This is a genomic window from Paenibacillus sp. J22TS3, assembly GCF_018403205.1.
Taxonomy (GTDB): domain Bacteria; phylum Bacillota; class Bacilli; order Paenibacillales; family Paenibacillaceae; genus Fontibacillus; species Fontibacillus tuaregi.
The window spans coordinates 330,165-344,567 of sequence record NZ_BOSF01000003.1 but is presented as its reverse complement, the minus strand read 5'-3'; the positions used below and the strand labels follow the sequence as shown (position 1 = coordinate 344,567).

At 50.5% G+C, this 14,403-nt stretch carries 10 protein-coding genes and 1 riboswitch; of the genes, 3 read left to right on the top strand and 7 right to left on the bottom strand.

The window, feature by feature from the left end; all coding sequences use genetic code 11:
• Positions 1-11: 11 nt before the first annotated feature.
• The 4 genes from KJS63_RS11260 to KJS63_RS11245 all read right to left on the bottom strand — a co-directional run bounded on the left by KJS63_RS11260 (position 12) and on the right by KJS63_RS11245 (position 5,295).
• Entirely contained in the window at positions 12-1,739 is a 1,728-nt protein-coding gene (locus KJS63_RS11260) for a methyl-accepting chemotaxis protein (protein ID WP_213619227.1), read from the bottom strand.
• 156 nt (positions 1,740-1,895) lie between these two features.
• A riboswitch (cyclic di-GMP riboswitch) is annotated at positions 1,896-1,984 on the bottom strand.
• Between the two features lie 180 nt (positions 1,985-2,164).
• Positions 2,165-3,460, bottom strand: coding sequence for an ABC transporter substrate-binding protein (locus KJS63_RS11255; RefSeq protein ID WP_213619226.1), 1,296 nt, complete (start codon positions 3,458-3,460; stop codon positions 2,165-2,167).
• A 102-nt stretch (positions 3,461-3,562) separates the two neighbouring features.
• The gene (locus tag KJS63_RS11250) at positions 3,563-4,405 is read right to left on the bottom strand and encodes a carbohydrate ABC transporter permease (RefSeq protein ID WP_213619225.1); all 843 of its coding nucleotides are present in this window, start codon (positions 4,403-4,405) and stop codon (positions 3,563-3,565) included.
• Positions 4,405-5,295: a carbohydrate ABC transporter permease gene (locus tag KJS63_RS11245; protein ID WP_213619224.1), complete on the bottom strand. Its 891-nt coding sequence runs from the start codon at positions 5,293-5,295 to the stop codon at positions 4,405-4,407. The genes KJS63_RS11250 and KJS63_RS11245 overlap by 1 nt, the downstream gene beginning before the upstream one ends.
• 147 nt (positions 5,296-5,442) lie before the next feature.
• On the opposite strand from KJS63_RS11245, the gene KJS63_RS11240 reads away from it, so the two are divergent.
• Both KJS63_RS11240 and KJS63_RS11235 read left to right on the top strand, forming a co-directional pair.
• Positions 5,443-7,305 carry a sensor histidine kinase gene (locus tag KJS63_RS11240; protein WP_213619223.1) on the top strand — a complete coding sequence of 621 codons (1,863 nt, stop codon included), beginning with the start codon at positions 5,443-5,445 and terminating at the stop codon, positions 7,303-7,305.
• Positions 7,286-8,887: a response regulator gene (locus tag KJS63_RS11235; protein ID WP_213619222.1), complete on the top strand. Its 1,602-nt coding sequence runs from the start codon at positions 7,286-7,288 to the stop codon at positions 8,885-8,887. Before KJS63_RS11240 ends, KJS63_RS11235 begins: the two co-directional genes overlap by 20 nt.
• Positions 8,888-8,907: 20 nt before the next feature.
• On the opposite strand, the gene KJS63_RS11230 is transcribed toward KJS63_RS11235, so the two are convergent.
• A complete protein-coding gene (locus KJS63_RS11230; protein WP_244862571.1) occupies positions 8,908-9,987 on the bottom strand; it encodes a YeiH family protein in 1,080 nt (359 codons plus the stop codon).
• 164 nt (positions 9,988-10,151) lie between these two features.
• On the opposite strand from KJS63_RS11230, the gene KJS63_RS11225 reads away from it, so the two are divergent.
• Positions 10,152-11,033 carry a LysR family transcriptional regulator gene (locus KJS63_RS11225; RefSeq protein WP_213619221.1) on the top strand — a complete coding sequence of 294 codons (882 nt, stop codon included), beginning with the start codon at positions 10,152-10,154 and terminating at the stop codon, positions 11,031-11,033.
• Positions 11,034-11,528: 495 nt separating this feature from the next.
• Here KJS63_RS11225 and KJS63_RS11220 read toward each other — a convergent pair whose 3' ends face one another.
• Both KJS63_RS11220 and KJS63_RS11215 read right to left on the bottom strand, forming a co-directional pair.
• On the bottom strand, positions 11,529-11,690 hold the full coding sequence (locus KJS63_RS11220) for a hypothetical protein (RefSeq protein ID WP_213619220.1): 162 nt from the start codon (positions 11,688-11,690) through the stop codon (positions 11,529-11,531).
• 230 nt (positions 11,691-11,920) lie between these two features.
• The gene (locus KJS63_RS11215) at positions 11,921-14,320 is read right to left on the bottom strand and encodes a stalk domain-containing protein (protein WP_213619219.1); all 2,400 of its coding nucleotides are present in this window, start codon (positions 14,318-14,320) and stop codon (positions 11,921-11,923) included.
• Between the last annotated feature and the right edge of the window lie 83 nt (positions 14,321-14,403).

Below are 14,403 nucleotides of genomic sequence, written 5' to 3'. Positions count from 1 at the left end.
GCTCCTGTCTGTTAGACTTTGAATGTTTTGATTAATTCCTGCAGGGATTGTGACGTCTCGCTTAAGGATTCTGTAGCCTTGGCCACTTCCTTAATAAATTGCAGCTGCTGTCCTGAGGCATAAGCGACTTGATCGGATTTGACCGCAATATCCCCAGCTGCCGATCTGAGCTCAGTTACCGAAGCGGTAACCTCTTCGGACGAAGCCGAGATTTGCTCGGAGGAAGCAGAGACTTCCTGCATCTGCATGGCCACATTCTTGGTGGATTCAAGAATCTGATCGAATGCCTTGGCTGCTTCCTCCATTAGAGCGAGACCATGGCGAACGTCCTGCTGCCCTTCCTGGGCAATGGTCTGCGACTCCTCTGTGCTGTGTGTAATGCTTGCTAAGTGTTCGGCAATGGTACTGGCAGAGCGCCCTGTGCTCTCGGCCAGCTTGCGGATTTCGGATGCGACCACCGCGAAGCCGCGGCCATGCTCCCCGGCGCGTGCAGCCTCAATAGAAGCGTTAAGTGACAGAAGATTTGTCTGTTCAGCCACATCGGTGATCAGCTGGGTCATTTCATTGATCTCGCCAATCTGGGAGTTAAGCAGCTGGATGACATCTGCAATACGGGTAACAGAATCCGTAATCTTGTTCATCTGGTTCTGCAGCTTCTGAACGGATTCCTGTCCGCTCTGAGCGCTAAGAGCCATCTGCTCGGACTCCTCTGATGCGGCTGAAGTGGATTCAGCGATACGCTGAATGCCGATGGCTGTCTCTTCGAGAACCGTTACAGTCTCATCGGTAATCTTGGAGGTCATTTGAGTTTTCTCGGCCACTTCAGCCATGTCGTTGTTAACCTTAATGGAGTAAGTCTCAGTCTCCTGGGAGCTTGCGGTCAGCTGCTCGGAAGACGAGGCCACATGCTCGGACGACTCTTGAATGTTCAGGATCAGAGTACGCAGACTGGTCTGCATTTTGACAACAGCCGAATTAAGCTGGCCGATTTCATCGTTCGACTTATAGCTGAGCTGTTCACTGCTGAGGTCGCCTTCTGCAATCCGGTTGGACACATGCACAATCGACTTCAGCGGTTTCAGAATCATATTGATGATGGAGTAGATAACAAGAGCTACAATTACGAGTCCGATCAGGGTGATAATCACCTGCTGGTTGCGGGCCTCGTTTGACAGCTTGTGGATGTAATCCGCCGAATAGTCGATCCCGATCACTGCGATGACTTGTCCATCCACCTTGATGGGAGAGAACACCGTTCTCCAGGTGCCGAATGGATCATCGAAGATATCGGTAACCTGGGATTCTCCCGTCGCATATACCTTCTTCGCAGCTTCCAGGTGAATAGGAGCCAGATCAGCAAACAGCGCGCCGGGTTTGTAAATTTCATTCAGATTCGTTGTGAACGCCTGAGTGGTCACTTTATCGTCCTTAAGGCTCCAGATATAACTCCAGCTCATCACACCTTGGTCTTTCTGAATTTGATCCAGCTGCTTCTGCAGGTTTGTAAAGTCCGGGTTCCCAGGCCCGTTCTTACTGATCAGGCGGCTGACCTGCTGCGGATCGACCTGCATGCTGGTCAGAGTTCCTACACTTAGCAGCTCTCTTTTCAAATCATTAGATAGATTCGTCTTCAGAATATTCAGGCTGAAATAAGAGACCGCCGCAAAAATAAGCACAACCACAACGATAACGATAATTGAAACCTTGTACTTCAATGATAGATTCCTTGCTTTTTCCACAATCTCTTCTCCTTTGATATGGCGATTCTTCCCTACAGAATGCTCTGTGGAAACCCACGGTGTTTGACATCAACCCTCCTGAATTTATAAAAATAAAAAAAAGCGCCTGCCTAAATAGACAGCGCTCATACTTCATTCTTCATTCTGAGAATAATGATTGGCGGCCTGTCTACCATAGGACTGAGAGTTCCTTTAGGCACGTGGCTTTGCGTCCCCGGGTTTCCACGGGTTTGCCTTTGCAACTTTAGAAGTAAAACTAATGTACCAAATTTAGACAAATTAATCTATAATTCTTACAATTTTGACATTTATAATAGGGCTTTCAGGCTAGTATTAAGGCCGTATTAAATAAAAAAGCGGAAAATCCCCTTGGAAGGGACTTCCGCTTTCCATATTGTATAGACCATGCGCAGCTTCAGCTGGGCCTACTGTTTCACAATGTCGCTGACAGCCTTATCAAGCTTCTCCAGCAGCTGGTCTCCATTGATCTGCTTGCCGAGGTATTCTTGCATGGCGGCTCCAAAGCCTTGGGTGACCCCATCCGGGAACAGATCCCAGTACCAGCCCAGCGCAGTGGAGGATTTGCTCTGAAGATCAACCGCGACCTGTCCGATATCACCGGATTCGGCTTTAATGGTGGTCATGGCAGGGATGAACTTGAACTGCTTGGTAATGAACTTCTTGCCGGTCTCAGAGGTGACCAGCCAGTTAAGGAAGGCTTTGGCTTCTTCCGGGTGCTCGGATTTGCTGTTCACAATATAGTTATTCGGAACGCCAATCAGCACGGAGCCCTCCTTGTCACCAATGGGAAGAGGAAGAATACCCAGCTTCAGATTCGGATCAACCTTGTCAATATCGCCTTGCGTCCAGTTGCCCTGCATCATCATGGCTGCCTTGCCAGCAGCGAAGTTAGCTACCTGAGTGGCATAATCGGTGGTCATCTTCTCCTTCTGGGCATTGTCGAAGATCACATTTACCAGATCAAGCCATTGTTTGAATACTTCATTGCCTTTAAATGTGGCCTTGCCCGCTTTGACATCCTCCACAAATTTCTTCGGATCGGGTTGGTTGGCCGTACCGACATTCACGAGGTGAATTCCGAGCGACCACCATTCATTGGTGGCTTCGAACGGGGTAATGTTCGCTGCCTTAAGCTTCTCCACCGCTGCTTTCAGCTGTGGGAGTGTCTTAGGCTCTTCGGTAATACCTGCCTTTGCAAACAAGTCTTTATTATAAATAATGCCGTATCCTTCGACGTTCATCGGCATGCCATACAGCTTGCCGTCCACGGTGGTCGGCGCTTTGGCGGTATCAATCAGATCCTTGGCCCAGGCTTCATTACTCAGATCGGTAGCTCGATCCATGTAAGGCACAAGTCCGGCATAACCGCCGTTGTTGAAGATTTCAGGCTCAGATCCAGAAGCCAGCTCGGCCTTCAGGAGCGCGCTATAATCTTCGCCGCCGCCATGAGTCTCCACCTCAAGCTGGACCCCGCTTTCTTTCTCATATTCCTTGGCGAGTTCGTTAAGCGCTTCCGCAATTTCCACCTTGAACTGGAACATTTTGATTTTGACGTCTTTCTTAGGTGTAGTCTGCTCTGCGGACTTCTCATTGGTATTAGTGCCAGTGCCTTCTGTGGCAGTCTTTGCCCCGTTGCCACAGCCCGAGAGCACCAGGGCAAACACGGCGGCTGTGATAAGAGCGAGCTTCCATCTTTTCATTTCTTAACCTCCCCAATAATTTACGTTACAAGGCCATTCTAGTGGAGAAACGTTTGCACTAACACTTAAAATTTTGCTTGAAATAGTGGATATTATTGCGGACTATCCTTTTACAGACCCGGCGGTAACCCCTTCCACAATATAACGCTGGAGCAGCAGGAAGAACAGCAGGATCGGCGTAATAGCCATCATCAGGCCGGCTAGAGCGAGGTCCCACTTCTTCGTGTATTGACCGAAGAACTTGGTTACCGCCACCGGCAGGGTGGTCAGATCCTTGTTGCCTCCAATGACCAGAACTGGCAGCAGGTAATCATTCCAGATCCACAGCGTATTGAGAATAATCACGGTGACCGTAATTGGAATAAGCAGCGGGAACACAATCCGGAAGTAGACGCCGTAAGGGTTAGCCCCGTCCACTCTTGCTGATTCTTCAAGTTCTTGAGGCACCGTCTTGATGAAGCCGTGGAACAGAAATACCGATAGCGGCATCCCAAATCCCAGGTAGCAGGCGATGATGCCATACAACTCACCGCGGATCTCAAGCAGACTGGTCACCCTTACAAGCTGCAGCATGAGCGATTGAAACGGGATGATCATGGCGGAGATGAGCAGCAGGAACACAAAATTATTGAAGCGCGTCGGTTTTCTTACAATACGATAAGCCGCCATGGAACTAAACAGAACGATCAGAATCACACTGATCACGGTAATCTGAAACGAATTCCAGAAGGCGTGCGGGAAGTTGATAACCTCCCAGACGTTTTTATAATTTTCCCAGTGAAATATCGCCGGCAGAGAAGCGGCATCAAGCAGAATCTCCTTCAGGCTTTTAACCGAGTTGGCCATAACCAGATAGAAGGGAGACAAGAACAGCAGTGCGAGCAGAATAGCGGCAATCTCCAGTATAAACGTGCTCAGCCGGTATCTTTCTTTTGTGGTATGCATCAGGCGGAGACCTCCTTCCGCTTAGTAATCCAGACCTGGGTAATCGTAATGAGGGATACGGCGAAGAAGAACAGCAGCGCCTTGGCTGTACCGAGCCCATACCGGTTGTTAATCAAAGCTTCGGCATAGATGTTGTAGGCTAGGGATTGGGTAGATGTGCCCGGTCCCCCTTTTGTCAGCGACAGGTTCAGGTCGAACATCTTAAACGCGTTCGAGGTGGTTAGGAAGAGACAGATGGTAATCGCCGGCATAATCAACGGCATATAGATGCTTCGCAGCACCTGGCGCGGGCGGGCTCCGTCGATCTGTGCAGCTTCAATCAGGTCCTTCGGAATTCCAGCCAGCGAGGCGATGTAGATGACCATCATGTATCCGGCAGTCTGCCACACGAAGACGATAATAAGACCCCAGAACCCGGTGTTTGGCGTACCCAGCCAAGGCAGCTGGAAGAATGAAAGGCCGGTTATCTCCCCGATCGTGGCGAAGCCCTTGGTGAAGATGAACTGCCAGATGTATCCGAGCAGAATTCCTCCGATCACATTCGGTACAAAAAAGATCGTGCGCAGCAATTTTTTGGTCTTCAGTGATTTCATCAGCATAAGGGCCAGTGCGAGCGCAAGGACGTTGGCAATAATGACAGAAATTACGGTGAAACGCAGGGTGAACCAGAAGGACTCCCAGAACTTGGGGTCATCGGTGAATATTCTTGTCCAGTTGGCTGCTCCAGTCCAGACAGCCTTATCCAGGTCAAGACCGTTCCAATCTGTGGACGAGTAATAGAATCCGAGCAGAAAGGGTGTGACTACAATGGTCAGAAAGAACAGCAGGCATGGACCCAGGAATACAAGCTGCTGATCCCAGCCTTTGTGCAATCCAAATCTTCTTCTCATGATGGCTCTCCTTCTCTATAATCTAATACTTCTTGCCCTTATTATAGAAAAGGGGTGCACTCCCTCAACACTCACATTCATGCTGATAAAGGTGGAATATATTGCAGAACTCTGCTAATATGTTGGAAAAAAAAGGTGGGCGGGGCGTTGTTTAGGAAAAAAAGCATACGAACAAAGCTGATGTCGCTGCTTCTGCTCGCTGCAGTTCTGCCAGCAGGGATCTCGCTAATCGTCTCTTACCTGTATACCAAGGAGTCGGTAACTGCTAAGTCGATCAACGAGAACACCAAGCTGCTGACGCTTGGGGACACCAATCTCACCAACTATTTTGCGGGGATCAATCAACTGGCTTTATCCGTGTACAGCGGTATCAATCTGCCGAATTCCCTGTACACGGCGATTCAGAACACCAAGCCTTCAGATCCGCTGAGTGCGGATGGCGGGTTCTCGGATAATCGGGACATTATCGCAAGCCAGCTGTATAACCTGTTCCAGTCGAACCGGGATATCCATCAGATTCACCTGTACATTCAGGCCAATCAGCAGTCTAATACGCTGATCAAGGGACTGTTCCGCAGGGAAAGGAATCCAGACTATGAACCTCAGGCTGATCCGTCTGGAAGCGGCCGGCCTTTCCTGGAGCCGGTGCATCTGGATCACCGGTACGGATTAAAAATCAGCGTACCCAGCCTGAAGTCAGAGACGACTGAGGTGTTCAGCGCCCATTTCCCTATATTCCGCGCCCCCAGCGATAAGGTTATGGCTAATCTGTCGATTGATTTCAAGATGACGGAGCTTCAAGGAATGACCAAGTCGATGTTCAGCGCGGGCAGGGAGAAGCTGTATCTGGTGAATGACCAGCACAGGGTACTGTATTCCTCAGAGCCTGGAACGCTTACCAAACCGCTATCAGCCAGCTGGAGCAACCTTCCCAAGGGTAAAGCAAGCGGGTACTTTTCCTGTCACGATCAGAGCTTTGAAGGAATTGTATTCTTCAGGCGGGTTACCACTCCGCTGTTCACGGGGGCTTTAATCAAGCTGGTCCCTTATGAGGATCTATACAGCGACGCGAGACATATCACCGAGATTAATGCGGTGATCGGACTTGTCTTCCTGATTGTCGGAGTAGTGGCGGCGGTGCTGATCTCCATCCGGTTTACAACGCCGATTAAACGGCTGATCTCCTACACGCAGAAGGTACAGATTGGGCAGCTCAATGCCCGGGTCGAGGTGAAATCCGAGGACGAGTTTGGACTGCTGGCCCGTAAAATTACGGATATGACCAAGACAATCGATGATCTTATCCTTAAAGAATACCGTCTTGAACTCGCGAACAAAACGAATCAGCTGAAGGCCCTGCAGGCTCAGATTCATCCGCATTTTCTGTATAATGCCCTTCAGTCTATCGGGTCCATGTCCCTGCGCTACAACGCGCCCAAGGTGTATGACCAGATTTATTCTCTGGGCAGCATGATGCGTTATACGATGGCGACCGGGAAAGCAGAGGTGACGCTGAAGGAAGAGCTGGAACATGTGGAGAATTATCTGCTGCTTCAGAAGGGGAGATTTGGCGAGGACAATCTGAAGGTGACTTTTGATATTGAGGAACGAACCCGCACGGTGCAGGTGCCTAAAATGATCCTGCAGCCGGTTGTGGAGAATATCTTCAAGCACGGCTTCAAGGAAGGAATTAAGGAGGGGCAGATCAGGATTGCCAGCAGGCTGAACCCATCCGATGATCTCGTTCTGTCTGTGTCTGACAACGGAACAGGCCTAAGTGCCGAGCAGGTCCGTCGAATTGAAAGCGCTATTATATCTGATGATACCAAAATGTCTGAAAGCATTGGGCTGCGTAATGTAATGGCCCGGCTGCGGCTGTACTTCGGTGAGACCTCTACGATCGAAATGGCTGCCAATGAGCCTTCGGGTCTGACAGTCACACTGATCTTTCCGGTAAGAAAGCTTCAAGAGGTTGGGGAAGGAGAAGATCATGAAAGCTCTAATCGTTGATGATGAAATGCATGTGCGTGAAGCAGTTAGGTATTTCATTCCCTGGGAGGACTACGGCATAAATGCGGTGTTTGAAGCAGAAAATGGGAAGGACGCGGTGGAGATTATCCAAGCCGAGAGACCGGCGCTGATCTTTACGGATATGGTGATGCCGTTAATGGACGGCTCCGAGCTGCTCAAGTGGATTCATGAGAACTCGCCCTGCTCTAAGACCATTGTGATCAGCGGGTATCAGGATTTCGATTACGTCAAACCTGCCATTGTGTATGGCGGGACCGACTATCTGCTGAAGCCCTTGAACAGCAAGCAGCTGATGGCGGCAGCAGAGCGGGCATTGGAGCAGTGGAAGCAGGAAGAGGAAGAAAGGCTTCGGCTGCTTGAACAGAAAATCCAGCTGAACGTTCTGCGTCCGGTATATTGGGATAAGCTGCTGTCCGATTTTGTCTCCGGCAAGATTCCTTATCAGAAGCTGGACCACGGGAGAATCGAGGAGGAATTCGGAATCAGCCGGGGGACGGAAAAAGCTGGAGTTGCCGTCCTGTCCTTACATCCGCTGAACCGCCGTTTTCTGGAAAGGCTGCGCGATGATCTGGAGCTGGCTTCCTATGTGACGGTCAATATCTGCAATGAGGTGCTTGCTGGCTGCGGCCGGGGACATGCCTTCCGTTACTTGAATTCGGGAGCAGATGTCGCCCTTTTGTTCTGTGATCCAGATGACAGGATGGAAGGATGTTTGCGGCGGATTAATGAAGTGATGCGGCAGATCTATGATGCCGAGTTCGATATCGGATGGGGCAGGGCGCATTCCTTTCCCCAAGATATCCGGGAATCCTTCGGGGAAGCGCTCGAGGCATTGAGAAGACGGAACGTGCTGGAGAGGAATGGGCGGGTTCATGCCTTTGCAGGGAGCAGGAGAAACGATGAAGTCCGTTCCCCGTTCGCCGCCTATGTGGAGAAGTTCAAGTTCTCTGTGTTATCCGGCAATCCGGCCCGGGTTCGCAGCGCTGTAGAGGACTGGTATGAGCAGGCCAGCCTGACAAGGGTCATTACGGCGGAGCAGGTGGAGCAGTGGCACCGGGAGCTGACCTCTGGGCTGCTGCGCTGGAGACGAGAGCTGCTTGGTGAACTGCCTGCAGCTATGCCGCTGATACGGATGGAGCTTCCGTATGATGAGAAGGGGCAATTTTCTCTGGCCTACTGGAGGGATCAGATCACTCATACGCTGCTGGAAATCTCAAGCGAGTTCTCGAATACGAAGAAGCAGGACAACCAGCTTGTTGAGGATATCAAGCAGTATATTTATGCGAATTATGACAAGGAAATTACACTGCAGCATATTGCTGACCGGTTCTTTATCAGCCGTGAGAACGTCTCCCGCAAGTTCAAGCAGGTCTCGAACGAGAATCTGTCCGACTATCTGGCGAACCTGCGCATTGACAAGGCGAAGCAACTGCTGCGAAGCTCAGGGATGCGGCTGTCACAAATCTCAGCGATGGTGGGGTTCCAGGATGAGAAGTATTTCAGCCGCGTGTTCAAGAAGGTTACCGGGATGACGCCAAGGGAGTACAGGAATTCAGAATAAATGTGTATTGGAAGGTCTAATTAGACCGATAGCCAGGTAAGCATAGAGAGCAGCACGGAGGTAACCATCATGGCAAGAAGTGGGCGTACGGCTTTGGTGCGAAGCTGGGCCAGATCCACATTCAGCCCGAGACCGACCATGGCAGCTGTAAGCAGGAACGTGGTGATCACCGAGACGGCATTCATGACGGAGTCAGGAACCACGACTGCGCGGCCCAGCACGAAGCTTCCAAGCAGACTCATGCCCAGGAAGCCGAGCAGGAACCAGGGGAATTGAATCCGGGTTCCCGGTTCGGCTTTGCCGCTGCGCTTCATCCAGTACATGAGCACAAAGCTGAGCGGAACGAGCAGGAATACACGGCCGAGCTTGGCCAGCAGGGCCTGGGCGAGCGCATCCTGCCCAGCCGGTGCCCCAGCAAGCGCCACATGGGCGAGCTCGTGCAGGCTGAGTCCCGCCCACATCCCGTACTGCGTGCTGCCCATCGGAAGCAGCGGGAGCAGCAGAGTATAGGTGACGGCAAAGATCGTGCCGACAAGAGCAATGAGCCCTGCCCCTGCGGCTGTATCCTGCTCCTTGGATTTCAGGATCGGGGACACGGCCGCAATGGCAGCAGCTCCGCATACTCCTGTGCCGATGCCCAGCAGCAGGGTCAGCGGGGCGTCAGCCTTCAGCTTCCGGCCAATCCATACCGTGGCCAAGATGGAGAAGATAACTACGCCAGCGTCACGGAGCAGCATGCCTGCGCCCTGCTGGGCAATGACGCTAATGTTCAGCTTCAGGCCGAACAGAATAATGGCCAGCCTGAGCAGATACTTGGATGAGAACTGAATGCCTGAAGCCAGGGCTTGAGGATATCCGAGGAACTGGCGGTATGCAACCGCCAGCACAATAGCGCAGGCCATGGGTCCAATCCGCTGCACGCCGGGAATCAGAGCGAGCGCATATCCAAGCAGGGCGAGCAGGAAGGTGAAGCCTATTCCAACCAGGAAGAGGGGGGAAGCCAATCCTTTTGCCGCAGTTTTAAGCTTGGAAGAGGAGATGGATTGGGCCTGTTCCTGAGCTTGTATATTTGATAAAGGGGCCATGGTTAAGGGAATCATGACGGTATTACCTCCTGTTGAGTAAACTTAGGATGTTCTAGTTCTGATTCATCAAGTGTTATGGATTTAGCATATACTCTGTTTTATAATAAGGAAAATAAATCATTATAATATTATTAATAAGCAATTGCTTATGATTGTTAGAGATAGGGGGCGGATGAGAAATGGATCAAGCTTTGCTGGTATTTATTACGGTAGTGGAGCGGGGCAACTTTACCAGATCAGCCGAAGAGCTGCATATGACCCAGCCTGCGGTAAGCCAGTACATCCAGTCACTCGAACGGGCCATGGGAGCTCGTCTACTGGACCGGACTAACAAATATGTAAAGCTGACAAGAGCGGGGCAGATCGTATACGAGCATGCGGTGCAAATGAAAGGGCTATATCTGAAAATGCACAACCTGGTCGACGACCTGCTGCACAACGCGGGAGGAGAGCTGACCATCGGAGCGAGCTATACGTACGGCGAATATATTTTGCCGCATGTGATCGCCAGGCTGCGCACCGCTTACCCGCTGGTGAAGCCGCGGATTACGATCGGTAATACACGGGACATTGCCGATGCGGTGCTTCATTCCCATCTCGAAATTGGGGTTGTTGAGGGCGAGCTTCAGCATGAGAAGCTGATCGTGGAGCCTTTTGCGGAAGACTCTATGTATATCATAGTGTCCGGGAGCCACAATTGGGCTGGACAGGGGGTGATTCCGGCCGAGGAGGCGGCCAAGGAAATGTGGATTTTGCGGGAGCTGGGTTCAGGTACACGCGCGGCAGCTGACAAGCTGTTCGCCCGTCTGGGATTCACCCCCAAAGAGACGATGGAGTTCGGCAGCACGCAGATTATCAAGGAGTCCGTTGAGGCTGGACTTGGCATCACACTGCTCTCCTCCTCTGCGGTTCGCAAGGAGGTGTCGCTGGGTACGCTGGCCATGCTGCAAATCCCTGGAGCACCGGTCTCCCGCAAGTTCTCCTGGATCATGCAGAACACGGAGTTCCGGACCCGTGCCGCTGAGGTATTCATCGAGCTTTTGGAACCGGACATCGGCTGATACCGGGTTTCTTATATGAAGCAGCCTCTTATTGAAATCCATACCATTTGATACATCTCATTTCATACGCCCCATACGGTGGAGCCTCGTTCCATGGGCCTGACCTTCATCCTCATATGCCACAGCTTTCGTTCACGCACAACCAAAAGCCTCCTGGTGGTAACTTGAAACTTTACCAAAAGAAAAAGCACCTATTAAGGTGCTTTAGTCATCACATAGTTTTTTTATTCCTATTAATTAATTTTAAAACAAAATAGATAACGCCGATACAGAATAAAAATATCCTATCAAATTTCAAAATAAATTCATTATACTCAACCTGGTTATTCTGGTTATAAAAAATAATGTTATTGTATAGAAAATGAAACTCAATGTTATAATCCCGTCCAGAACTATTGAGAATAGCTGTACTGCTCATAATATCAACAACCCAACAAGCTAAAGCATAAAAAATAATGACTAATAAGGTTGTTAGCAATTTTCTATTAATTCTATTCATTGACGAGTTCCATAGACCGGCTTTTTCCCATCAGAGTTTTGGACAGAATCAGAGACTATGCTAGTCTTTTGTGAGCTTTCAGCTGCAAAAACAGCGCCAGAAGAACTGAATAACATTGCCGTTAATGCAATCGGTGCAATTAAATTACTTTCTTTCACACCTAGCCCTCCAGTTAATATAGTGTTTGCTGCTGATTACAACAATATCACAATCAACCAAAAAGGTCAGATTAAATTTGTTTTCCCATATCGCATATTACTTCTTGAACAAAAAGCCGCTCTCTTGCAGTGAATACTGCGGGAGAGCGGCTTCTATTTAACTATGAATTAATATAAAGGCTGTATTCCTGTTAACTTCGTATGATTACATTGAGGTACTGGCTCATCTCTTAGGATTGCGGCTTCATCTCAGGCATTGGCATGAAGAGCAGGGCGAACGGCAGATTGTTTCCTGCTGAAGGAGAAATCCAGATCTCCACATCCTCTTCATAATCCTTCGTTCTGTACAGCACACCGCCCTGAGACTGGGTGTTAGCACCGGCATGGGAGAAGCTCACGATATTGCCGTTCACCAAGGCTGCACCGCGGTACAGGCCTCCCCGTGGGTTGAAGGTAATCAGCGTATGCGGAGCAACCCGGTGCAGAACGATTTTGTATAGAACCCCATAGTTCCCTGAGTTGGTTGCAGGGGTACCCAGTATGCCGTCTGTTCCTGTCTGGTACGGATCGCCCAGCTCAGGTGAGGTCAGATTGATCCGTTGGTTCTTGTTGCCTACAAGGTCGCCATATTCAAATACCCGGGTAGAGTCTGCGAAGGTACCGCGGATAATTGATTCTTTGGGGTCCAGGGAAGGCAGGGTGGAAAGCGCCTTGATCGGATCATTCTTCTCTTTTACGATTAGAACTGTATATTGAACTTGTGCATCGCTGTTCAAATCTCCAAGCAAGGAGATGACGTCTTCTTGTTGGAGAGCCAAAGCGCTCATATCCTCGAAAATGACCTTTGCCTCACCCGGCGCTAAGGTAACGGTTTTCTTTTTCGCATCCGTAGCGTAGTTCTCGAAATAACGCTGAACGGATAACCGCCCGGTTAAGTCCGGGTTCTTGTTTGGACCTGCAACGCCATAAGTCTGGTAATCAATATGGGCTGCAGTTGCATTCATGTTCTTGGCAACCAAATACACCTTGGCCTTCTCGCCAAGCCGGTTGCGGTGATGGATCATGAAGCGGGTAAGGCCCTGGATGGTATCCTGGTACAGAATCCCTTCAGTGGTAACAGACTCCGGACCGCTGTCGCGGAACAAGGTGTACGGCTCAGTTGTAAAGGAGTACGGGAGCCGCTCATAGTTGTCCAGGGCGCTGTTAACCTCCATGTTCTCTCCGATAGGGGTGAACAGCTTGTAGAAATCATCCTTCTTATATAAGGTTTCATTCGTAATGTTAATCGTCTTCGACACGGTTCCGGTAGCCCCGTGTTTGTCTGTAACGGTAAGCTGGATGGTCTGTGGCCCCGGTGTGAAATAAGCCAGAGCTTTGTTGGTCCAATCATGCTTAACAATGGCATTCTCATCGTCCGTACTTAAATCCGTGAACGTGACCAGCTCGCCCATCTTGTACTCGGTCTTATCCGTAGTAAAATCCGCAACAGGAGGAAGGTTCGGATTCACCACGTTAATCTTCATGCTGTATGGGTCACTCCACTGTCCGCTGGAATCCTGAACGGAGTAAGTAACTGTATAGGTGCCGGCGGATTGGAACATATCCTGATCTGGGCGTCCTTCCCATCTCTCATCCACAATATCAAGGCCTTTAGGCGAGAAGCTCTTTGCCACAAATTTAACCGTAGTCTCCCCGGCTACGATCTGGCTTGGCTGTACGGTGAAGGTGGCAACCGGCTTGGTGGAAAGCTGGACAATAACCTGCTTGCCATTGACTGTATATGGAATATTCAGGGCTTTGGTGATTGCAGTGAGCGGCACCATGAACACATTTTTGTCCTGATAAGCTGTTCCCCGCATGGTCTGGGTCACCCCATTGACACGGTATTTACTGCTGCCGGTTTTGAAGCGGAGTTCGTTCCCGCCATAAGTAATAATGGTCTCTTTGGTCTTGGCATCGTAAGCAATCTTATAGCCTACCCGGTCGACCAGGGAGCGGATGCCCACATAAGATACCCCATTCTTGACGGTCATGGCGTGTGTTGCGGTATACACTAACCCGTCCTGCTCCATCCGGGTGCTGTTCATATAGAGAATCAGCTGGCCGCCGCCAGTTCCCGTTTCTCCGGGAACAAGGTTCTGTGGCGGAGTCGTAGTTCCTGGAATGGTCCCACCCGGCGATTCTCCAGTTCCATCTGGGGTCTGCCCAGTTGGAAGTGAGTTATTGTCTCCAGACCCTGACCCGTTCTGCCCTGAATTGCCGTTGCTTCCATTGGTCGTTCCTGGATTGGTCTGATTATTCGTTGGATCAGGCTGCGATGGGAAGGTACTGTCCTGTCCTCCGGTGGAAGGGTTGGACCCCTGTATGTCCGTCTGTCCTTGATTAGCCGGGGTCCCCGTTGTTACGGCACCTACAGACTTGGTGCCAGCTAGAGAGCCGGACGAATCCGCAGCTCCGGAAGGTATTGACGTAGCAGCCGTGCGCTCAGGCGCTTCGATGGTCTGAGTCTGTGCACCTGTCCCGCTTCCTGACTGAACCTGTGAAGAGATGGCTTCTGCTCCCGCAGGCATTGCCGCGGCGGCCTGGGAGATGATGAGGGCAGTAACCAAGGTGGCCTTTTTGAAATCCATTATGCGTTGTACTCCTTTTTTAAATATGAATTTGGACAATAGAAAAGCAGGCACACGAATGAATTCATGTGCTCACTTTCGGA